Source organism: Amycolatopsis sp. w19 (assembly GCF_051373225.1).
Classification (GTDB): Bacteria; Actinomycetota; Actinomycetes; order Mycobacteriales; family Pseudonocardiaceae; genus Amycolatopsis; species Amycolatopsis japonica.
Genome location: NZ_JBPQFM010000016.1, coordinates 110,724 through 130,150, shown reverse-complemented (window position 1 = coordinate 130,150; position 19,427 = coordinate 110,724). Strand labels below are relative to the sequence as shown.

The window sequence follows — 19,427 nt, the reverse complement described above, 5'->3', positions numbered from 1 at the left end:
CGGGGGGAAGAAGGTGGCCGTCGTAACCGGTCCCACACGCGTCTCGACCGCACAACGCGTCGTGAGTCTCTGGTATTTCGTGGTGGTCATCGGCTCGCTCGGGCTGCTCGCGCCGCTGCCGTTCGTGCACGCGGCGATCCGGCTGCGCCGCACGTTCGTGGTGCTCTACGTGTTCCTCTACGGCGGGGTCTCCTACGGGCTGCTCTATCTGCTCTCCCTCGAGGAGACGGAGGGCCCGGTCGGGACGGTCATGGCCCTCTCGTGGTTCTTCGGCACGATCCTGTTGATCACCGTGTCCTGTGTCCATCTCGCGCTGCTGCGGAAGAAGATCCTCTACCCGCCGCCGACGGCGTGGGTCGAGTCCGGCATGCACTGCGGGCTGTTCTCGATCGACATCTCCGGGTTCGGGCAGGTCGGCCGCAGCAGCGAGGTCTTCGTCCAGGTCCGGCGGGTGCTCTTCGGCGTTCTTTCCACCGCCTTCGAGGCCAGCGGGATCGCCTGGGAGGCCTGCCTGAAGCGCGACACCGGGGACGGCATGATCGTCGTGGTCCCGCCGCATTTCCCGAAGTTCCGCCTGGTGTACCCGCTGGTGTCCCGGCTGGCCGCCGAACTGGCCCGGTACAACGTCGGCACCGAGCCCGCCCTGCGGATCCGGGTCCGGGTGGCGATCCACGCCGGCGAGATCGCGCTCGACGAGTACGGCGTGACGGGGCGGCCGAAGGTGCTGCTCGCCCGGCTGCTGGACTCGCGGGTGCTGCGGGACGCGCTCGCCGAAGCGCCGGACGAGTCGCCCGTGGTGGTGCTCGTGTCGGACCGGTTCCACGAGGACGTCCAGGACCAGGGCGGCCCCGGTCTCGACACGATGAGCTACCGGCAGGTGCTCGTGCACGAGAAGGAGACCGAGGTCCGCGCCTGGCTGCACGTCCCGGATCCGGTGTTCAGAGAGCTGCCGTGAGCACCTCCAGCGCGCTGTGCTGACGGGCGGCGTCGACCTTGTCGACCGGTCCCGCCCAGCGGAGGCCGTGCTGGTCGAGCGACGTGCGGTTGTTCGCGATCGTCGAGTTCGCTTGGCGCGTCAGGTAAGCGCGGTACGGTCTGCCCGTCAGCGCCCGGTCGAGCTCGCCGAGGCCCCTGGCGTACGCGCCCTTGAACGACGGCCCGTCGGCCCCGCAGTCGCCGGATTCGCACGGGTCGCGCAGGATCCCGTCCGAGTGCAGGAGCGACGTCGTGGTGGAGGCGTCCGCGAGCCGCCGGGCCGTCGTGAGCAGGGCGGCGTCACCGGTCGCGCGCCGCAGTTCGACGAGCGCGCCCAGGACGATGCCCTGGTTGTAACTCCAGACGGCCTGGCCGTTGTTGGCGCAGGAGGCGTTCAGGCCGTCGTTGATCAGGGCGTTCCCGTTGATCATGCCGCTCGCGCGGAACCAGTCCCAGACCTCGCGTGCCCGCGCGAGCTGGCGCGTGTCGCCGGGGATCCGGTTGTGCAATGAGGCGGCGACCTTGACGTACAGCTCGTTGGTGACGGCGTTCTTGTACGTCTTCGCCGTCGACCACCAGAGTCCGCCGCCGCAGGTCCCGTCGCGGTAGGAGTACATGTAGTCCGCCGCGATGACGGCGGTGTCGAGGTAGCGGCGGTCCTTCGTGAGGTCGTAGGCGCGGATCCAGGCGAGCGCCCACCAACCGGTGTCGTCGATGTACTCGTTCGTGAAGTCGTTGCCACGGTTGCGGTCGAAGGTGTTTCCGATGGCGTAGCGGTAGTTCTGCGAACCGGTTCGCGTGCTGTAGTCGAGGATCGCGGTGAGCGCGTTCGCCGAGTTCCACCAGCCCGTGGTCTGCCAGAGTCCGGTGCCGTTGTCGTAGAACTGCATGAGCGCGGTTGCCGCGGCTTCGGTGCGGTCCTTGGCGGCGACCGTGGTGCGGAACCACGGCGTGCAGGCGATTTCCGGCCGGTTGCCGGCCTTTCCGCAGGCGCGCAGGGCGCCGAAGCGGTGGGTGGCGGGGTCGTCGACGTTGAACATCAGGGTGCGCCAGCCGCGTTGGCCGTCGGGGATCTTCGTGTCGCCGATCCGGCTGTCGCCCGCCCAGGTGCGGCCGCCGTCGAAGGAGCGGTCGAGCCAGACTTCGTCGCCGGGGTCGCCGTTGGCGATGCTGCCCCAGCCCATGTCGTCGCCGTCGGAGAGATGCAGCGTGATGCCGCGGCCCCAGACGGACGCCGTGCCGGGTCTTCTTTCGCCGACGGCCAACGCGGGGTCGCGGCTGTCGCAGTACTTGGCGCAGATTGTCGCCGCGACGGTGGGTTCGGGAGTGGTGGCCGGCGCGAGAGCGAATGTCAACGTTGTCACAAGCAGGGAGGTGAGCCACATGGATTCGAGTGTGGGGGCGGTCACTTTCCGGCCCGATCAAGTCACCCTTTCAGCCCGCGTCGATGGTCTGGAATACTTCTTGCGTGCGTGAAGTTGAACGCTCAAGCAACGTAACCCCGGCCTAGGGAGCAGGTCATGCAGTTCGGAATCTTCACGGTGGGCGATGTGACGACCGACCCGACCACCGGGGAGGCGCCCAGTGAGTACGAGCGGATCAAGGCGATGGTGCGGATCGCGCTCAAGGCCGAAGAGGTCGGTCTCGACGTCTTCGCGACCGGCGAGCACCACAACCCGCCCTTCGTGCCTTCGTCGCCGACGACGATGCTCGGCTACATCGCCGCGCAGACGTCGAAGATCATCCTTTCCACCTCGACCACGCTGATCACCACGAACGACCCGGTGAAGATCGCCGAGGACTTCGCGATGCTGCAGCACCTCGCCGACGGCCGCGTCGACCTGATGATGGGACGCGGCAACACCGGCCCGGTGTACCCGTGGTTCGGGCAGGACATCCGGCAGGGGATCCCGCTGGCCATCGAGAACTACCACCTGCTGCACCGGTTGTGGCGCGAGGACGTGGTCAGCTGGTCCGGCAAGTTCCGGACGCCGCTGCAGGAGTTCACCTCGACGCCGCGGCCGCTCGACGGTGTCCCGCCGTTCGTCTGGCACGGCTCGATCCGCAGCCCGGAGATCGCGGAACAGGCCGCCTACTACGGCGACGGGTTCTTCGCGAACCACATCTTCTGGCCGAAGGAGCACTTCCAGGCGCTGATCGACCTCTACCGCGAGCGGTACGAGCACTACGGGCACGGCAAGGCGGACCAGGCCATCGTCGGACTGGGCGGACAGGTGTTCCTGCGGCCCAAGTCGCAGGACGCGGTGCGGGAGTTCCGGCCGTACTTCGACAACGCGCCGGTGTACGGGCACGGGCCGTCGCTGGAGGAGTTCACCGAGCAGACGCCGCTGACCGTCGGCAGCCCGCAAGAGGTGATCGACAAGACGCTGAGCTTCCGCGAGCACTTCGGCGACTACCAGCGTCAGCTGTTCCTGATGGACCACGCCGGCTTGCCGCTGAAGACCGTGCTGGAACAGCTCGACCTGCTGGGCGAGCACGTGATCCCGGTGCTGCGCAAGGAACTCGACTCGCTTCGTCCTTCTCACGTTCCGGAAGCCCCTACGCACGCTTCTCGTTTGGAGGTCTTGGCATGACCACGATCGCTGTCGTCACCGCGGGATTGAGTCAGCCGTCCTCGACGCGGCTGCTCGCCGACAAACTCGCCGCGGCGGTTTCCGTCGCGCTGCCGGACGTGAAGATCGAGGTGATCGAACTCCGCGATCTGGCCGTCGACGTCACGAAGAACATGCTGACCGGGTTCCCCTCCCCGGCCCTGCGGGCGGCCATCGACACGGTGACCACCGCGGACGGCCTGATCGCCGTGACACCGGTGTTCACCGCGTCGTACAGCGGACTGTTCAAGTCGTTCTTCGACGTGCTGGACCAGAAGGCGCTCGACGGGAAGCCGGTGCTGATCGGTGCCACCGGCGGGACCGAACGGCACTCGCTCGTGCTCGACTTCGCGCTGCGTCCGCTCTTCGCCTACCTTCGCGCCGAGCCCGTCGCGACGGCGGTGTACGCGGCTTCGTCGGACTGGGCGTCTCCGGGCGACCTCGACAAGCGGGCGTCGCGGGCGGGGCGGGAGTTCGCCTCGCGGCTGTCTTCGGATTCGCCGGCCGGGGCTCCGGAGAGCGGGTTCGTGCCGTTCGAGCAGCTGCTGGCCGGTGGGTGAGCAAGGGACCTTTGCTCTCTTGTGCTCACGAGGCGCGTTCGGGGGTCGACTGTGTGGATTTCGGGGCGTTGGATGACCAGAAATCCACACAGCCCCTCCGCGACCGGTCCTGTCACGACGGGGTGTGTGGATATAGGGACGTTGAGTGTCCCTATATCCACACACCCCTCACTCGCGGTGACATCGGACGCTCGCCGCGGCACGGTCGAGTGGGGAGGATTTGGGACGTTGGACGTCCCAAATCCTCCCCACTCACCGATATCGGCTCCACCGCGGCGGCGGGACGAGGCCAAGCCGCGCAGGTAAGCAAACGCCAGTCCTTGCCACTGACGACGCGTGTTCAGGGGGTCGGCCAGACCGGCCGGATCTCGATGGTCGCGAACTTGGCGACCGGATGCTTCGCCACGATCTCGATCGCCTCGTCGAGATCGGCGCACTCGACCAGGTCGTAGCCGAGGATCTGTTCCTTCGTCTCCGCGAACGGCCCGTCCGAGACGAGCAGTTCGCCGTCGCGGTGGCGCACGGTGGTCGCGGTGGCCGCCGACCGGAGCCTGCTGCCGGACAACCGCACTCCGCGAGCGGTCATCTCGTCGACCCATTCCTGGGTCCGCTCGTCCAGCGGGTCTTCACAGTCGTCCGCACCGGGGAACGGCGTCCCGCAGATCAGCAACATGTAGCGCATCGGTCCTCCTTGGTCGAGCAGTTCATCACCCCGACGAACGGTCTCCTCCGAAACAGACCGTCAGGACCAGCGCTTTCCCGTCCCGACCGGCACAATCGACGGAAAGGGACGACGGCGAGGAGACGACGGTGGGCATCGGAAAACCCGTGAAGCAGGCCCTGATCCTGATCGCGGGCATCATCCTGCTGGCGGTCGGTATCGCGCTGCTCGTGCTGCCAGGGCCGGGGTTGCTGCTGGTGCTCGCGGGTCTGCTCGTGCTGGCGTCGGAGTTCCCCGCGGTGGAGAAGTACGTCGATCCGATCCGCGACAGGGCGATGAAGGCGGCCGAGGACAGCGTTTCGTCCCCGCTGCGCATCGCCGGTTCGGTGCTGGCGGGGCTGGGGCTGCTGGCCGCCGGGATCGTCTGGGGCCTGGTGCCGGGATTGCCCCTCGCGGGCTGGAGCACCGGGTCGAGCTTGATCCTTTCCGGGCTCATCCTGTTCGCGTTGCTGATCTGGAGCTACAAGCGGGTGCAGGCGCGGAGGTCCGCGAACGCCGAATAACAGCCGGGTGGTCTGGTACCGTGCGCCGCGTGGCACCCGACTTCCAGCGCGCACGGCGGCCGGAACAGGTCGAGGCCCGGCGCGCGGCGATTCTCGGCGTGGCGCGCGAACTCCTGGCCGAGCGGCCCGTCTCCCGGATCAGCCTGCGGGAACTGAGCGATCGGGTGGGCCTGGCGAAGTCGAACGTGCTGCGGTACTTCGACAGCCGTGAGGCGATCTTCCTGGAGGTCTTGGACTCGGTCTGGATCTCGTGGCTCGACGAACTCGAAGGCGAGCTGAGCTCCCTCGACGGCCCCGGCTACGAGCGAGTCGCGACCGTCATCGCGACGTCGATTTCGCGGCAGCGCCTGCTCTGCGAGCTGATCAGCACGATGGCCGCCGTGCTGGAACGCAACATCTCCGTCGAGACCGCGCGGACGTTCAAGACGCGGGCCGGTGAACGGACCGAACGGCTCGCCGACATCGTCCGCACTCAAGTCGCGTTGGACGCCGAAGCGGCCGGCTATTTCGCGAAGGCCGTCTTCATCCTCGTCGCGGGACTGTGGCCCTACGCGAACCCAGGAGAGGCCGTGGCGACGGTCCTGGCCGAACGCGGAGCGCCCACCGGCCACGCGATGTTCGTCGACGGGTTGACCGAGGGGCTGGCGAACCAGCTGGTCGGCCTGGCTGTTCGCGCAGGTCAGAGCCCCGGGTGGTAGCAAAGGTCCCTTGCTCCCTTCCCGCACGCGCCGGTCGGCGAGAACCTGCCTAAGGTGAGCGGAACCCACTCGTACAAGGAGCGATCATGAGCCCAGGCGGCACCCACACCCTCGGCGATCTCACCGTGAGCCGGATGGGCTACGGCGCCATGCGGCTGTCCGGCCCCGGCATCTGGGGCCCGCCGAGCGACCGCGACGCCGCGATCGCGGTCCTCCGCGAGGCGGTCGAGCTGGGCGTGACCCACATCGACACGAGCGACTTCTACGGTCCGCACACGACCAACGAGCTGATCCGCGAGGCCCTGCATCCGTACCCGGACGAGCTGCACATCGTCACGAAGGTCGGCGCGAAGCGGTCCCCGGACAAGGGCTGGCCGTCGGCGCTCTCGCGCGAGGAGCTGACCTCCGCGGTCCACGACAACCTGCGCAACCTCGGCCTCGACGTGCTCGACGTGGTCAACCTGCGGCTCGCGGGGGAGCACGGCGTCTTCCCGATCCCGGTCTCGATCACGGAGCCGTTCGAGGTGCTCGCCGAGCTTCAGCAGCAGGGCCTGATCCGGCACCTCGGCCTGAGCCACGTGTCGGCGGAGCAGGTCAAGGAAGCGCGCGCCATCGCGCCGGTCGTCTGCGTGCAGAACGAGTACAACGTCGCGAACCGCGCCAACGACGGGCTCCTCGACGCCCTCGCGGCCATCAACATCCCGTTCGTGCCGTACTTCCCGCTCGGCGGGTTCACGCCGCTGCAGTCCGGCGTGCTCGACGACTGTGCCCGCCGGGTCGACGCGACGCCGATGCAGGTCGCGCTCGCGTGGCTGCTCCGGCGGTCGCCGAACATCCTGCTGATCCCGGGCACGTCCTCGCCCGCGCACCTGCGGGAGAACGTCGCCGCCGCGGACCTGGAGCTGCCCGCGGACGTCCTGGCGGATCTCGACGCCCTCGCCTGACTTCCCGCGTGAAGGCCTCCTTCCCTCGGCTGAGCCGAGGGAAGGAGGCCTTCACGCGCTTCAGAGGACATCCCGGCGTCGCAGCAGCCAGCCGCCGACACCGGCGAAGACCACCAGGTAGCCGGCCACCACCAACGTCGCCTGAGAGACGCTGACGAGTTCCCCGACGCCCGGCGTCGCGCCCGAAGCGCCGAGCGACGCCGCCAGCGAACCGGCGTTGGCTCCCGACAGCGCCAGCTGAAGCGTGCCGACCCAGTCCACCAGCGGGGCCGCGACCCCGAACAGCAGGTTCTGCACCACCAGCAGCCACACCAGGCCGAGCCCGATCGGCAGCGCGACCCCACGCATCGCGATGGCGAGCGCCGCGCCGAGTGCCGCCCAGGTCATCGCGATGAGCCAACCGGCGCCGATCCCCGTCAGCAGCGATCCGAACGACGGCCAGTTCATCGGCTCGCCTTCCGAAGAGGCGATCAGCGCGCTCGTGATCGCGCCGGTCGCGAAGCTCGCCACCACGACGGTCAGCGACGCGACGGCCAGCGCGACCAACTTTCCACTGTAGACGGTCAGCCGCGAAGGTCCTTGCGTCAGAACGGTCTTCCAAGTGCTCCAGCCGTATTCGGTGCCGACGGCCAGCACGCCGAGCACGAGCAGGATCGCCCCGAGGAACACCGGCAGTCCGCCGATCGCGTTGCCGACCAGGTTGGACGGCAGGGTCGCGGCCAGCCCGCGATCGGTACCGGGAGCCCCGCTCGACGAACCCGCCGCGCCCGCGAGCGGCAGCAGGTAGGTGAACGTCAGGCCGAGCACGACCGCGATACCCAGCATGAACCAGTTCGCCGGACGCCGGACGAGTTTCGCCAGCTCGGCGGTGCAGCTACCCCACATGACCTGCCACCTCTCCGGTGAGCTCGAAGAAGACCTGTTCCAGATCCCGTTCGCGGACGTGCAGTTCACGGACCGCGATCCCTTCCGTGACGAGTTCGCGGTTCAGCCACGCCGCGCGTTCCGGGGCGACGGTCAGGTCGAGCCCGGTCCCGCTCTCGCGCACGTTCTCCGCGCCGATCCGGCGCCGCACCAGGTCGGCGGCACGCACGATCTCGTCGGACTCGATGTGCAGCACCGTGCCGCCGCGGAGTTCGGCGACCGTGTTCTCCGCGACCAGCCGCCCGCGTGAGACGACGCCGACGCGGTCGCAGATCTGCTGGACCTCGCCCAGCAGATGGCTCGACAGCAGCACGGTGCAGCCCTCGGCGCCGAGCCGCCGGATCAGCACCCGCATGTCGGCCATCCCGGCCGGGTCGAGCCCATTGGTCGGCTCGTCGAGGATCAGCAGCCGCGGGTCCTTCAGCAGCGCCGCCGCGACACCGAGCCGCTGTTTCATGCCGAGCGAATAGGTGGAGTACCGGTCCTTGCCTCGATCGGCGAGGTCGACCATCGCGAGCACTTCGCCGACGCGGAGCGGATCCGTTCCGCTGTAGCGGGCCAGTACCTTGAGATTGTCCGAGCCGGAGAGGTAGGGGTAGAACCCCGGCGATTCGATCAGCGCGCCGACCCCGGCGAGGTCACCGGGCGGCCTGCCGAACAGCCGGACGCTGCCGGACGTCGGCCGGACGAGGCCCAGCAGCATCCGCAACGTCGTGGTCTTGCCTGCGCCGTTCGGGCCGAGGAATCCGTAGATCTCGCCGGGCAGCACGGTCAGTTTCATCCGGTCGACGGCGAGTTGTTCGCCGTACCGTTTCGTGAGTTCGTCTGTGTCCACGGGAAGGTTCATGGTGACGAATGGTGTCGCGGGGGAGGCCTTCACCACATCCGTTCACGAGCGGCACTCCGCGTACGTCGCCGGACGTAGCCGGATGGCCGGAATCCTGCGACATCTGTCGAAAACACCGGTACCGGACACCGCGGCGATGATCATAGGCTCGGTGGCGTGTCGAAAATCCTCTTGATCCTCCACGTGCTCGCCGCCGTCATCGCGGTCGGCCCGGTCACCGTCGCGGCGAGCATGTTCCCCGCCGCGGCGCGAAAAGCCTTCGCCGAACCGGGTTCCGGCCTGTCCGTGCTGCGCGCGCTCAACCGGATCTGCCGCGTCTACGCGATTTTCGGTATCGCGGTGCCGTTCTTCGGGCTGGCGACGGCGGGAAGCATGCGGGTCTTCGGCGACGCGTGGGTGATCGTGTCGATCGTGCTGACCGCCGCGGCCGCCGGTGTGCTGGCGTTACTGGTGCTGCCCGGGCAGAACGCGATCCTCGCCGCGCTGGACGCGGAGCCGCCTTCGGCGCCGGTCACCGCCGGGCGGGTGGCGATGTACACCGGGATGTTCAATCTGCTGTGGGCCGTGGTGACGGTGCTGATGATCGTGCGGCCCGGGTCGACCACCGGTGCCTGAAAAAGCCTCGTGAGTGGATCACCACTCACGAGGCTCTTGGTCAGGCGCTCAGCAACTGGTTGAAGAACGACCGGTAGCGGCGAAGCGCGATCCGGAGGTCTTCGGTGGCCGGTTCGCCCTGGCTCCACGCGGATTCCAGTTCCTTCTTGTGGTCCGCGAAGGTCGTGGCCAGGTTCTGGATCACCACCGCGACGAGTTCGTCGGCCTCCTTGACCGCTCGCCGCGGATCGTCCACAAAGGCCGTCTGGATGCCTTGCCAGCTGTCGCGGAACCTCTCGACGTCCACGTTTTCGAACAACGTCTGCGCGTCGTCTTCGGTGGTGCGCCGGGAATCGGTGGCCACCAGGTCCTCGGTGCCCAGGGGACGGCCGGCGTCGCCGTCAGCGGTCCGATCCTCGTCGGGCCGTTCCGTCGTCTCCGCGACGCGTTCCGTTCCCTCGGTTTCCAGTGGCCTGCTTTCCATGGCTTTCCGCTCCTTCGCCGGCATCGGTCAACAGATCTTCGAACACTTCGCGGTAGTGCTTCATCGCTTCCCGCATGTCCTCTGTGGACATTTCGGATTCCCGGTGGCGCACCAGCGTGTCGTGCCCGGCGCGGTAGTGCCGCAACGCGTTCGCGTGCCGGACGGACAGATCCGCGAGCTGCTGGTCGTACCCTTCGGTCGGGTAGCCGCGCTCGGCCATCAACGAGACCAGTACCCGGTCCGCCTCGACGACGGCGCCGGACGGGCGGTCGACGAACTGTTCCTGGATCAGCGCCCATTCCTGCGCGTACCGGTCCTTTGTGGTCTCCGGCAACGGCCGGATGTCGAGATCCGAATGTCGTTTCACCCGCGACGAAAGCTCACGTTCGGCTTCTCGCGGGCTTTCGTGCTCCTTGACGGCCCGGTCGTATTCGGGCCCGAACGTCTCTCGCAATCGCCGCCTGCGTTGTCCTTCGATGACGAACCAAGCGGCCGCTCCCACCACCAGGACCGCGGCGATGACGATGATGATGACCAACCACGTGGGCATCGTTATCTCTCCTCCGGATATTCGCCGGTCATCCCCCGACAGGCGGTGAGTTCCCCGCTTTCCTGGCCGGAAACCCTTGTGCCGTAAGAAGTTTTGGATCTTAGGCCGGATGGCCCAGCGAAATGATCTCTCTTGGGCCGCTTCGTGGACGCCTGTGCGCCCATGTGGAGGAGATCGTGAGGCTCGCTAATCAAGCGTCCCCCTATTGGGTGTCGCCGATGACTCAGTGTAGGTAAAACTCCCGATCACTGCTCCGTTGTGGCACTATTGCCCCGTTCGCGGGAAGAGGGCCTGCGAACGGAGGGGGCCGCCGTAATGGGGCTGCCTGGTACGACAGAAAAGATCATCAGGGGAGGAGATCGTCAAATGTCGACGCCTACGGACGTCAAGGACCCCATCGGCGAGGAGGAGCCGGTCGACCCGGCTCAGCCCAAGCCCGAACTGCCGCAGCACGAGCACAGCCCGGACTGCGAGCACTACCGCGACAAGCTGCTGGAATGCTCGGGCGGCTGTGTGCAGACACCGCCGCCCACGCCCTGATCCGGTAACGAAGCGGGCCCGGCCGCGGGGTTGCCCGGTGGCCGGGCGCACTTCGACTACTAAGTGTGTTGTCATGGTTCGGTGGCTGTGATTGAGCTGAATCAATCCGAGATCATCCGTGCAGCTCGAGAATTACACCGTGCAGGCGTCGATGCCGCGTGTTCGGCCCGTCAGCGCGAAGGTGTACGGCTGCTCCGCAGAGGCCTGGCCCTGCTCGACTCGATCCAGCCGGTCGCCGAAAATCATGACGGCTGGCTGGCGACCAGGATCCGGCTGACCTGCACCATCGCGGCTCTGTCGTCCGAAACCGCGGGTGAGGTCGCGGCGGGTATGGCGGGCCTCGACGAGGTTCGGCTCTTGCTCGAATCGGTGTCCGACGCGCTCTTGCGTGCCGAACTCGGAGGACAGCTGGACCACAATTACGCTCTTCTGCTCATGGCCGCGGGCCGGAACGAAGAGAGCCTTGCGTATTTCGATTCGTCCATCGGGCAGAAGAACGTTGTTCTGGCATCGGCGGAAGACCCGACTTCGCTCCTGGGGCCCTACCTGGGCACGCTGGCGACACGCGGTCTGGCCAATACTCGTTTGGGCGACATACGCAAGGCTCGCGAGGACTTGACGCGATCCATCGAACTCGCGGAGCGGCACGATCTCAAAGCACAGGCAGCCGACGTGATGAGGCCGCTCGGCTCGTTGGAACTCCGGGTCGGAAACGTGCCGGCGGCCCTGCGTGTGTTCAACAAGGGTGAACACATTTATCGCGCGCTCGACATGAAGGTTCCACCGCTGCTGAGGCTTGCCCAAGCCCAGGCCTTGCTGACGGCGGGGCTCGCCGAGGAAGCCGGAGGTCACCTCGACGAGGTGCTGCCTGCGATGCTCGCGCAGCGCAGTATCAGCCGTGATCTCGCCGACGTGGAGCTGTATCGGGCCTCGGCGGCCTTGATGAGTGACGATCTCGAACTCGCCCGCTCCCACGCCGCGTCCGCCCGTCGCAGGATGCTCCGCTGGGGCTGCCAGACCTGTGTCGCCAACGCGACCATCGTCGGCCTCCGCGCCGACGTGCAGGAAGCCTTGCGCACCAACGAAATCTCGCCCACCCTGACCTCGCGCGCGTTGCGGGCGGCGAACGGGATGCCGATGCCGCGGCTCGCCGATCAGGCCGCGCTGGCGCGGATGCTGGCGGTTCGGGTCGAGCTGCGGAAGGGGAAACGCAAACGCGCCGCCGAGCTGCTCGCGCGGATTCCGCAGCCGGGACGGTTGACTTCCGTCGATTACCGGATGCTGCGCAGGCTTTGCCGCGCGGAACTCGCGGTGGCCGAGGGGGACAAGACCAAGGCGCTGGCGGAGATCCGGGCCGGGCTCACCGAACTCGACCGCGTCCGCGACCGGATGGGCGGTATCGAGCTGGTGTCCGGTACGGCGCTGCACGGCAGGGAGCTGGCGGATCTGGCCGTCAAGATCGTGCTGGAGCGGGCCGACGCGGCCAGGTTGTTCGGCTGGACGGAGCGGACCCGGGCGCAAAGTTACCGGTACGAACCGGTTGTCGCGACCGACCCGGAGCTCGCCGAGCGCGTCGGCGAGGTCCGAGGGCTCGATCAGGCGATCCATCAGGCGCAGCACGAGGGGCATCCGACGGCGGCCTTGCGGACGAAGCACGCCGAGCGGTTGCGTGAGGCGCATCGGCTCGGCTGGCATACGGGTCGCTGGGGCAGGCCCCGGCCGGTCGCGCGGCTCGCGGAGGTCGCCGAGGAGCTGGGCGAACGCGCGTTGGTGAGTTTCGCGTCGTCGGGGGACGACCTGGTGGCGATGGTCGTCGTCGACGGGCGGTGCGAGCTGGTGCGGCTCGGTTCGGCCGAGCGGGCGGCGGAGTCCGCGCGGATGCTCAACGTCGATCTCGACGCCCTCGCGCCGGATCGGCTACCGGCGCCGTTGGTCCAGTCGGTGCTCGGGTCGGCGCGGAAACAGGCCGAACGGCTGGACATCCAGCTGATCCGGCCGCTCGAAGCGCTGCTCGGGGATCGCGGCCTGATCGTCGTGCCGACCGGCCCGTTGTTCGCCGTCCCGTGGGGAGTGCTGCCGGCGTTGCGGTCGCGGCCGATCGTCGTCGCGCCGTCGGCGACGGCCTGGCTGGGGGCGGCGCGGTCGACGGTGTCCCGCGCGCGGAAGGTCGTTCTCGTCCGGGGCCCCGGACTTGTCGGGACGCGTGGTGAGCTGGACAAACTCGCCGTGCATTACCGGACCGCGCGGACGCTGGCCGACGGCGAGGCGACCGTGTCCTCCGTTTTGCGCGCGCTGGACGGAGCGAAGCTCGCGCATATCGCCGCGCACGGCGCGCACGAGCCCGAGAACGCCTTGTTCTCGCGGCTGGAGTTGGCCGACGGCGCGCTCTTCGCCCACGAGATGGCCGGGCTGGCGCAGCCGCCGACACAGGTCGTCTTCGCGGCGTGCGAACTGGCGTTGAACCGGATCCGGCCCGGCGACGAGGTCCTCGGTTTCGCCAGCGCGTTGCTCGCGAGCGGTTCGCGGACGGTGATCGCGCCGTTGAGCCGAGTCGGTGACGAGGCCGCCGCGGCCGCGATGGACGATTACCACCGTGGTCTCACGGGTGGGGCCGGGCCGGCGACCGCGCTGGCGGACACCATCGCCGTTGATCCGTTCCGGCGACCGTTCGTCTGTTTGGGTGCGGGCTGATCCTCCGGCTTGACAACCCCTGTTCGATCTTCACGACTCCAAGTGCCCGGTTGGTTACTCTTGACCGAGTCGTCTGAACCAATTATGGTCTAGACCACATTCGCCGGCTCGGCGCTTCGGCGGATGTGTCCCCACCTTCATTGGTATTTCGCTCGCTGTGACCCAGGAATCTCGAGTCCGCGGTGGGTGTAGAGATTGGGAAAGGGGTAGGCATGAGCTTCAAACGACGGCTTTTGACCCTGGCGGCCGGTGCGGCGATGGTGCCGGCGGCCCTGGTCGCGATCCCGGCGGGCACCGCCAGCGCGCACGGCTATGTTTCCTCGCCCGCGAGCAGGCAGGCGCAATGCGCCCAGAACACCGTTTCCTGTGGCTCCATCAAATGGGAGCCGCAAAGTGTCGAAGGCCCCAAGGGGCTCATGAGCTGCAACGGCGGTGTCGGCCGTTTCGCGGACCTCAACGATGACAGCAAGGGCTGGAAGGTGCATTCCCTCGGCCGTACCACCACGTTCCGGTGGACGCTGACGGCTCGCCACCGCACCAGCACTTGGGAGTACTTCGTCGACGGCGCCAAGGTCGCCAGCTTCAACGACGGTGGCGCGCAGCCGGGTGCCACGGTCACCCACAGCGTGAACCTGCAGCAGAGCGGGCGGCACAAGATCCTCGCCCGCTGGAACGTCTACGACACGGCGAACGCCTTCTACGCGTGTATCGACGCCAACATCAGCTAGGAGTGGGGCTCGTGAGTGGTAATGACGGTTCTAACCGTCATTACCACTCACGAGGCTTTTGTGTCAGGCTCGTCCCATGTGCGAACGGGACGGCGTCAAGCTGACCAATCTCGACCAGCCCTTGTTCGAGGGCGCGACCAAACGCGACCTGGTGGACTATCTGGACGCCGTCGCGGACCGCCTCGTCCCGGTGCTGGCGAACAGGCCGCTTTCGGTGATCCGGATCCTGCGCGGCCAGGACCCGTTCATGCAGAAGAACCTGCCCAAGTACACGCCCGACTGGGTGAAGCGGTACGGGATGTGGGCGGAGACGTCGAAGCGGCAGGTGTCGTACGCGCTCTGCGACGATCGCCGCACGCTGCTGTGGTTCGCGAACCAGCGCGCCGTCGAATACCACCCGACGTTGATGACCGCGGACGTCGACGCGGGGCCCACTCATCTCGTGCTCGATCTGGACCCGCCCGCCGGTGACGATTTCGCGCATGTCGTGAAGGCCGCCGTGCTGGTGCGCCAGGCACTCGCCGAATCCGGGCTCGTCGGGACGGTGAAGACCAGCGGTTCCAAGGGAGTGCACATCTTCGTCCCGCTGGTGCCGGGACAAGGCGGCGAAGACGTCTTCGCCGCGACCCGCGCGCTAGCCGCCCGCGCGGAGCGGCTCGATCCGTCGGTCGCGACGACCGCGTACATCGTGGAAGACCGCGAGGGCAAGGTGTACCTCGATTCGACGCGGGCGGGCGGCAACACGGTCGCGGCGGCGTACAGCCCGCGCCTGCGGCCGGGGCTGCCGGTGTCGTTCCCGGTGGCCTGGGACGACCTCGAAAACGTGGTCCCCGCCGATTTCACCGTGCACACGGCGCCCGATCTCCTCGGCGGCAAGGATCCGTGGGCCGAGTCGATGCCGGAACCGCAGACACTGCCCGCCGACCTTGTCGAACAGGGCCACACGATCCCGATCGCGCGGGTCGTGGCGATGCACGAGGGGAAACGCCGGGCGCGGGCGCGGGAGCGGAAGGACTGAACGCCCACGGCGTCACGGTGTTTTGTGTACCTTGGACCGCGCTGGGGGCGGGCGAAGGTACTGGGGGCTTTCGTGGGAAAGATCGATGCCGACGTGGTGATCGTGGGGGCCGGTCCGGCCGGGCTCACGCTGGGGAACCTGCTGCGGGCGGCCGGGATCGACTGCTTGATCCTCGAGCGGCAAAGCCGTGAGCACGTCGAAAACCGGGCGAGGGCGGGATTTCTCGCCGCGAACAGTGTCCGCGTGCTCACCGAGAACGGGCTCGCCGCCGGGCTGATCGAGAAGGGCGCGAGGCACGACACCTGCGCGTTCCGCAATGATCGGGCCGAATTCGAGCTGAAGTACGGCGAACTGGGGAACGGTGAGGTGCACACCGTTTACCCGCAACAGTTCCTGGTCACCGACCTGATCGCGGAATTCCTCGCTCGCGGCGGGGAGATCAGGTTCGGCACCGAGGTCTCGTCGGTGTCGGGCATGGACGCGACGGTCATCGCCGATGATCTTCTGTTGCGCGCCAAGTACATCGCCGGCTGCGACGGCAGGCGCGGTGTTTCGCTGAAATCCGTCCCCGCGCGGGTCTTCCGGCGGGACCACGACATCTCGTGGCTCGCGATCCTCGCCGAGGCGCCGCCGAGCATGTCCGCGATCGGCTACGCGATCCACGAACGGGGATTCGCCGGGCATATGGCGAGGACGCCGACGGTGACGCGCTATTACCTCGAAGTCCCGCGCGGCGAGGATCCGGAAGAGTGGGGAGACGACCGGATCTGGGACGAACTGCACGTGCGGATGCGCTCCGATCGCTACGGCGAGCTCAAACGCGGCGCCATCATCGAGCGCCGGATCGTGGACATGGCCTCGCGCGTGATGGACACGATCCAGCGGGGGAACCTGTTCCTCGCGGGGGACGCGGCGAGCCTCATCAGTCCCGCCGCCGCGAAGGGCGCGAATCTCGCGCTGATGGAGGCCGAGATCCTCGCGCACGCGTTGATCGAAGCCCATACCGAAAGCGACACGACGGCGCTCGATCGCTATTCCGCCGACTGCCTGCCGCGGATCTGGCGTGCGCAGGAGTTCTCGCTCTGGATGATCACTCTGCTGCACGGCCCGGCGGGATACGACGACGAGGCCGTCTTCCAGCGGGCGCTGCGGGACGCGCGGCTGGAGAGCCTGCGGGTTTCCCGTGCGCACCAAGACTTCTTCGCCGAAAACTACGTGGGCATCTGAACCGGACGCCCGTCGTGTCCGTATTCCGGGGAAAGAGGACTTCGCGGAGTGAAAGGATGAACGACGATGCCGGTACGCATCCGCTGGACGCCGCCGAACCCGCACCCGAATCGTCCCGGCCCCGCGGACGAACCCGAGCCGGAACCGCTAGCCCGCGCGGACTGTGTGTGCGGCGGGGCGCTCGACGCGGAGGAGCCGGACGTCGCCTGAGCGGTGTCTCCCCGGCTCCTCCTCGGTGACGAAGCGCAGCGCGCCGGTGACCTCGCGGGTCACCATCCGCGCGCTGTGCCAGCCCGCCGGGACCCAGCCTTCACGCAGGGCGCGGCGTACCTTCTCGGCCCTTTTGACGTGGCGGGCGAACGAATGCCGCCGGATGACCCGCCCGCGCGCGACTTGGCCCGCGCGGGCGTCTTCCGGGGCCACGTCGAGCCACAGCAACCGGACCGGACGTCGGCTCAGCAGGCCGAGCAGGGCCAGCAGGCCGCGAGTCGTGGCCCTGGTCGACGGTTCGTGCACGACGAGCGGGCCGCCGTCCGCCAGCGCGGAGCGGACGACCCGCGCGCGATGCCAGACGTGGACCAGCGGCCGGTAGATCCGGTACGGCAGCGCGGGCGGCAGCCGTTCACGCAGCCGCGCGCGGACCTGGTCGGAATCGAGCACCGGTAGCGCGCCGGTCGCCGCCCGGGACAGCAGGGTGGTCTTGCCCGCCCCGGGAATCCCCGCCACCACCAGCAGGTCGCGACGGCCGAGCCGGAGTGCGATGCGATCGGTCATACGGCCTCAACGACCCGGCCGAGGATAAAGGTTCCTTTACCTTGATCGGCACAGGTCAGGCCGTCACGCGCGTTCCCGGTAGCGAGGTCTTGTCCGGCAGCAGCGTCCCGCCCTTGGTGAGCCAGGCGACACCGAACGCGAGGATCGCCACCGACTCCAGCCACAGCGCCGGGTAGAGGTCCTTCGTCAGGTCGTCGAACACCAGCCCGCAGAGCACGATCAACGCCAGGCACACCAGCATGATCACGCCCGACGCGACGTACAGCCGGTTCCGTTCGGGTTTGCGGGCGCCGGGGATCTCCTTGTCCGACTTGGTGAACAGCACGATGCAGAAGAACGCCAAGGTGAGGAAGAAGACCGCGGCGAAGCCGAGGTGCAGCAGCCCGATGATCTCGTCCGAGCGGTCGCCGTTCGCCGGTGTCGTCGGGAAGAGCGCCACCCCGACGGCGGCCACCGCAGCGATGTTCCCGGCGATGTCGTCGACCCGGCCGTAACCCCGGTAGGACAACAGGAAGACGCCGATGGCGCACATGACGCCGACCCAGACGTCACGCATTCCCGAGTAGTAGTAGCCGCTGATCGAATTGAGCAGGCCGCCACTGTCGACGACCATCTTCCCGAAGACCAGTACGAAGGGCAGCCCGATCCCGAGGAAACCTATGGCGCGCCGCAAGAACAGGTAGTTGTGGACGAGATTGTCGGATGCCGTTCGCAGGCCCATGGTCGCCTCCGTGCTCAGAGCTGGTCGCTAGATAATGACAGCTCGTGACGACGGTGGGACCGTGTGTTATCGAATTGCTCGCTAGGGAGTCTCCAGTACGACAGCCGCGACGTAGCCGCCCATCCCGATCGACGTCTTGACGGTGAGCCCGCTTTCCGGCCGGGACGGTCCGTCCAGCAGCTGCGGATGCCCGTCCGCCACCGGTTTCGGCGCCGGCACCAGATCCCGCTCGGCCGCGAGGCAGATCGCCGCGATCTCGGTCAGCGCGCTGCCCGACTGGCTGTGCCCGGTCAGCGGTTTGATCGAGTAGATCCCGGTCTGGTGGGGGAAGACCGCTTCGAGGATCTGGGATTCCGTGCGGTGGCAGAGTTTCGTGCCGGTGCCGTGCGCGTTCAGGTAGCGGACGTCCGACGGTGCGGCGGCCGCGTTCTCCAGCGCGCCGGTCACCGCCTCGATCGCGCTCGTCGAATCGGGGTCGAGCGCCATCGCGTTGTGCGCTTCGTGCGTCATCGCGCCGCCTCGCAGCGTCGCGTACGAATCGGTCTTCCGCTGGGTCAGCACGACCGCGACCGCGGCCTCGGAGAAGGTGAAACCCTTTGTGCCCTCTTGGAAAGGGCGGCAGGCCTCGAGCGGGGGCACGTCGGTGATCGCCACCCCGCAGTGCACGAAGTTGCGCACCATCGGCCTGGTGGCGGACAGATCGGTGGTGACCACGACGACGTCGTCGGCCATGTCCGCGTCCAGCCACATCTTCGCGGTGAGCACGGCGGCGCTGCCGGTCGCGCACATCGCGGACGTGGCCATGGAGGGGCCGTGGAAGCCGAACTCCGACATCAGCGTGGCGATCGGGGTCGAGGGCATCATGCCGATGAACTCGCGCCGGTACATGAGCTGCTCGCCGAGTTCGGTGAGCCTGTCCCAGGTGCGCAGGTCCTCACGGACGCCGCCGGAGATGACCCCGACCCGGCGTCCCGGCGTCCAGCCTCGCGAGCCGGCGTCTACGATCGCCTCCCGTGCCGCGGCGAGCAGGGCGCGCGCGTGCAGGCTGCCGTCCCTCGCCTTGCCGCCCTCGGCGACGTGCGCGACCCAGCCGGGCAGATCCGGGGTCTCCCCGAAGCCTTCGGTGAATTGGGCGCAGGGGACGCCGCTCGCCAGGCCCTCCCACAGTGATTCGCGGCCCCAGCCGTAGGCGGTTACGGCGCCGATGCCGCAGATGTCTGTTTTGCTCCGCACGTGTTTCCCTTCAACTACATTCGGTCAACGCTGGGGTGGAATAGCCGTACCGGTCAGCTGTCCGGGGAGGACGGCTACGTCGA

The 19,427-nt window shown here is 68.0% G+C and carries 21 protein-coding genes; 12 read left to right on the top strand and 9 right to left on the bottom strand.

Annotated elements, in window-relative coordinates; translation table 11 throughout:
* The first annotated feature begins 13 nt into the window (after window positions 1–13).
* A complete protein-coding gene (locus ACSMFO_RS27865) occupies window positions 14–955 on the top strand; it encodes a hypothetical protein (RefSeq protein ID WP_436461078.1) in 942 nt (313 codons plus the stop codon).
* Here the strand turns inward: ACSMFO_RS27865 and ACSMFO_RS27860 are convergent.
* Complete coding sequence (locus ACSMFO_RS27860) at window positions 939–2,360, bottom strand: glycoside hydrolase family 76 protein (RefSeq protein ID WP_436461077.1); 1,422 nt, start codon at window positions 2,358–2,360, stop codon at window positions 939–941. The genes ACSMFO_RS27865 and ACSMFO_RS27860 overlap by 17 nt on opposite strands.
* 135 nt (window positions 2,361–2,495) lie before the next feature.
* On the opposite strand from ACSMFO_RS27860, the gene ACSMFO_RS27855 reads away from it, so the two are divergent.
* Window positions 2,496–3,569, top strand: coding sequence for an LLM class flavin-dependent oxidoreductase (locus ACSMFO_RS27855; RefSeq protein ID WP_038518680.1), 1,074 nt, complete (start codon window positions 2,496–2,498; stop codon window positions 3,567–3,569).
* Window positions 3,566–4,147, top strand: a complete 582-nt coding sequence (locus tag ACSMFO_RS27850) for an FMN reductase (protein ID WP_436461076.1) — start codon at window positions 3,566–3,568, stop codon at window positions 4,145–4,147. The genes ACSMFO_RS27855 and ACSMFO_RS27850 overlap by 4 nt, the downstream gene beginning before the upstream one ends.
* A 340-nt stretch (window positions 4,148–4,487) precedes the next feature.
* Here the strand turns inward: ACSMFO_RS27850 and ACSMFO_RS27845 are convergent, their stop codons facing one another.
* Window positions 4,488–4,829 carry a YciI family protein gene (locus ACSMFO_RS27845; protein WP_436461075.1) on the bottom strand — a complete coding sequence of 114 codons (342 nt, stop codon included), beginning with the start codon at window positions 4,827–4,829 and terminating at the stop codon, window positions 4,488–4,490.
* Window positions 4,830–4,957: 128 nt separating this feature from the next.
* Between ACSMFO_RS27845 and ACSMFO_RS27840 the strand changes: the two genes are divergently transcribed.
* The 3 genes from ACSMFO_RS27840 (at window position 4,958) to ACSMFO_RS27830 (ending at window position 7,013) form a co-directional block, all read left to right on the top strand.
* Complete coding sequence (locus ACSMFO_RS27840; RefSeq protein WP_037346915.1) at window positions 4,958–5,371, top strand: PGPGW domain-containing protein; 414 nt, start codon at window positions 4,958–4,960, stop codon at window positions 5,369–5,371.
* Between the two features lie 29 nt (window positions 5,372–5,400).
* On the top strand, window positions 5,401–6,069 hold the full coding sequence (locus ACSMFO_RS27835; protein ID WP_436461074.1) for a TetR family transcriptional regulator: 669 nt from the start codon (window positions 5,401–5,403) through the stop codon (window positions 6,067–6,069).
* Window positions 6,070–6,155: 86 nt separating this feature from the next.
* Window positions 6,156–7,013: an aldo/keto reductase family oxidoreductase gene (locus tag ACSMFO_RS27830; protein WP_436461073.1), complete on the top strand. Its 858-nt coding sequence runs from the start codon at window positions 6,156–6,158 to the stop codon at window positions 7,011–7,013.
* A gap of 60 nt (window positions 7,014–7,073) precedes the next feature.
* On the opposite strand, the gene ACSMFO_RS27825 is transcribed toward ACSMFO_RS27830, so the two are convergent.
* Both ACSMFO_RS27825 and ACSMFO_RS27820 read right to left on the bottom strand, forming a co-directional pair.
* Window positions 7,074–7,898: an ABC transporter permease gene (locus ACSMFO_RS27825; protein ID WP_436461072.1), complete on the bottom strand. Its 825-nt coding sequence runs from the start codon at window positions 7,896–7,898 to the stop codon at window positions 7,074–7,076.
* Window positions 7,888–8,784, bottom strand: a complete 897-nt coding sequence (locus ACSMFO_RS27820) for an ABC transporter ATP-binding protein (RefSeq protein WP_436461071.1) — start codon at window positions 8,782–8,784, stop codon at window positions 7,888–7,890. The genes ACSMFO_RS27825 and ACSMFO_RS27820 overlap by 11 nt, the downstream gene beginning before the upstream one ends.
* A gap of 156 nt (window positions 8,785–8,940) precedes the next feature.
* On the opposite strand from ACSMFO_RS27820, the gene ACSMFO_RS27815 reads away from it, so the two are divergent.
* Window positions 8,941–9,399, top strand: coding sequence for a membrane protein (locus tag ACSMFO_RS27815; RefSeq protein ID WP_037346056.1), 459 nt, complete (start codon window positions 8,941–8,943; stop codon window positions 9,397–9,399).
* Window positions 9,400–9,439: 40 nt separating this feature from the next.
* On the opposite strand, the gene ACSMFO_RS27810 is transcribed toward ACSMFO_RS27815, so the two are convergent.
* Both ACSMFO_RS27810 and ACSMFO_RS27805 read right to left on the bottom strand, forming a co-directional pair.
* Window positions 9,440–9,742 carry a hypothetical protein gene (locus ACSMFO_RS27810; RefSeq protein ID WP_228694684.1) on the bottom strand — a complete coding sequence of 101 codons (303 nt, stop codon included), beginning with the start codon at window positions 9,740–9,742 and terminating at the stop codon, window positions 9,440–9,442.
* A gap of 37 nt (window positions 9,743–9,779) precedes the next feature.
* On the bottom strand, window positions 9,780–10,412 hold the full coding sequence (locus ACSMFO_RS27805; RefSeq protein ID WP_436461070.1) for a hypothetical protein: 633 nt from the start codon (window positions 10,410–10,412) through the stop codon (window positions 9,780–9,782).
* A gap of 366 nt (window positions 10,413–10,778) precedes the next feature.
* Here ACSMFO_RS27805 and ACSMFO_RS27800 point away from each other — a divergent pair, with 366 nt between their 5' ends.
* The 5 genes from ACSMFO_RS27800 to ACSMFO_RS27780 all read left to right on the top strand — a co-directional run bounded on the left by ACSMFO_RS27800 (window position 10,779) and on the right by ACSMFO_RS27780 (window position 16,616).
* Window positions 10,779–10,952: a hypothetical protein gene (locus tag ACSMFO_RS27800; RefSeq protein ID WP_350575277.1), complete on the top strand. Its 174-nt coding sequence runs from the start codon at window positions 10,779–10,781 to the stop codon at window positions 10,950–10,952.
* An 81-nt stretch (window positions 10,953–11,033) separates the two neighbouring features.
* Window positions 11,034–13,643, top strand: a complete 2,610-nt coding sequence (locus ACSMFO_RS27795; protein WP_436461069.1) for a CHAT domain-containing protein — start codon at window positions 11,034–11,036, stop codon at window positions 13,641–13,643.
* A gap of 212 nt (window positions 13,644–13,855) precedes the next feature.
* Window positions 13,856–14,371 (top strand): lytic polysaccharide monooxygenase auxiliary activity family 9 protein, encoded by a 516-nt coding sequence (locus ACSMFO_RS27790; RefSeq protein WP_016331699.1) that lies wholly within the window; start codon window positions 13,856–13,858, stop codon window positions 14,369–14,371.
* 76 nt (window positions 14,372–14,447) lie between these two features.
* Complete coding sequence (locus ACSMFO_RS27785; RefSeq protein WP_073847940.1) at window positions 14,448–15,389, top strand: DNA polymerase domain-containing protein; 942 nt, start codon at window positions 14,448–14,450, stop codon at window positions 15,387–15,389.
* A 72-nt stretch (window positions 15,390–15,461) separates the two neighbouring features.
* Entirely contained in the window at window positions 15,462–16,616 is a 1,155-nt protein-coding gene (locus ACSMFO_RS27780) for a 4-hydroxybenzoate 3-monooxygenase (RefSeq protein WP_436461068.1), read from the top strand.
* A 147-nt stretch (window positions 16,617–16,763) separates the two neighbouring features.
* On the opposite strand, the gene ACSMFO_RS27775 is transcribed toward ACSMFO_RS27780, so the two are convergent.
* From ACSMFO_RS27775 to ACSMFO_RS27765, 3 genes are all read right to left on the bottom strand, one after another.
* Window positions 16,764–17,390 (bottom strand): AAA family ATPase, encoded by a 627-nt coding sequence (locus tag ACSMFO_RS27775; RefSeq protein ID WP_038518657.1) that lies wholly within the window; start codon window positions 17,388–17,390, stop codon window positions 16,764–16,766.
* Window positions 17,391–17,445: 55 nt separating this feature from the next.
* Window positions 17,446–18,111, bottom strand: a complete 666-nt coding sequence (locus tag ACSMFO_RS27770; protein WP_436461067.1) for a DUF998 domain-containing protein — start codon at window positions 18,109–18,111, stop codon at window positions 17,446–17,448.
* Window positions 18,112–18,192: 81 nt separating this feature from the next.
* On the bottom strand, window positions 18,193–19,344 hold the full coding sequence (locus ACSMFO_RS27765; RefSeq protein WP_436461066.1) for a beta-ketoacyl synthase N-terminal-like domain-containing protein: 1,152 nt from the start codon (window positions 19,342–19,344) through the stop codon (window positions 18,193–18,195).
* Window positions 19,345–19,427: the final 83 nt, after the last annotated feature.